The sequence below is a fragment of the Vibrio sp. 10N.222.52.B7 genome, from assembly GCF_041474275.1.
Taxonomy (GTDB): domain Bacteria; phylum Pseudomonadota; class Gammaproteobacteria; order Enterobacterales; family Vibrionaceae; genus Vibrio; species Vibrio crassostreae_C.
In genome coordinates this window covers 2,074-3,136 of sequence record NZ_JBFRTU010000184.1, presented here as the reverse complement: position 1 = coordinate 3,136, position 1,063 = coordinate 2,074, and the positions used below count along the sequence as shown (strand labels likewise).

The following is a 1,063-nucleotide window of genomic DNA, read 5'->3' as shown; positions in this document are numbered from 1 at the left end:
ATGAGTTTTGGACATTTTTCGACAATGAGGTCTATCGACATAACCCTGGAATTGGCAACGAATTGGCGTTTAGCCTAAGTCCCGGCGCTGAAATAGCGAATATCGGTGCATCAGGCGATTATATTTGGGTTACTGACGGCAGTAATTTCTATACCTACAACACTCAATCTTTAGAATTCAACACCTACTCTCTACTTAAACTGTACCGATACAATAACAGCAGTGACATTGCGATTAACGACGCTGAGTGGGTACTATCAAAGTGGGTGCTAGCGACCAGTTCTGGCGTTTACCTTTCAGAGAATCAAGAGTTTACCCATGTCACCGCATCAGACAAAAACCATATTGAGACGGTTTATTTTTCGAATGCTCGACGTGAGTTAGTGATCGGTACTTTAAATGGTGCTGTGATTGTTGATCTCGCGAACCCAGACAAAGAGACCATCGTTAAAGGGTCGCATGTTCTCTCGTTGGCCGAAACTTCGGACCAGTATTGGATTGGTACAGAGCACGGCCTTATTAGCTACAACTTTATTACGGGACAAATTACTCGATTCGAACAAGCCGCTAGTCAAGACTTCTCGTTACCGGGTGAGAAAATATATTCGTTGATAAACGATCATGCTGGTGGCATGTGGGTTGCGACAAACAACGGTATCCGATACTTCTCACTGTTCAGCAAAACCTTCTCGAGAACACCCCTAACTGGAATGGGCATGCATTCGAGTAGTGTGGTGATCAACAAAGTACTGCCTGTCAGTGACCAGTTATCTTGGGTCGCGTCTTCAATGGGGCTCTACTTGGTTGATTCTGAAAGTGAAGAGAACCCAATTCGTGTTTACTCTAACCCTGTTAATGATTTTGAGATCTTTGGCTCTTCCATTTGGTTGGCGACCGAACAAGGTATCATCAGTCTAAATACGGAAACACTACAACCCGAAGCCCTTGATTTACCAAGGCCAATTGAGGGAGTGCGTGTTGAAAACCTTGCGCTTCAAGCCGATAACGTTCTTTGGATGACCTCTGGGCAAAACCTCTATTCGTTATCTATCGAAACCATGAA

The 1,063-nt window shown here is 44.3% G+C and carries 1 protein-coding gene; it reads left to right on the top strand.

The features are described from left to right. The coding region (locus tag AB4512_RS22215) for a two-component regulator propeller domain-containing protein (protein ID WP_372175709.1) at window positions 1–1,063 on the top strand (1,063 nt) is incomplete at both ends.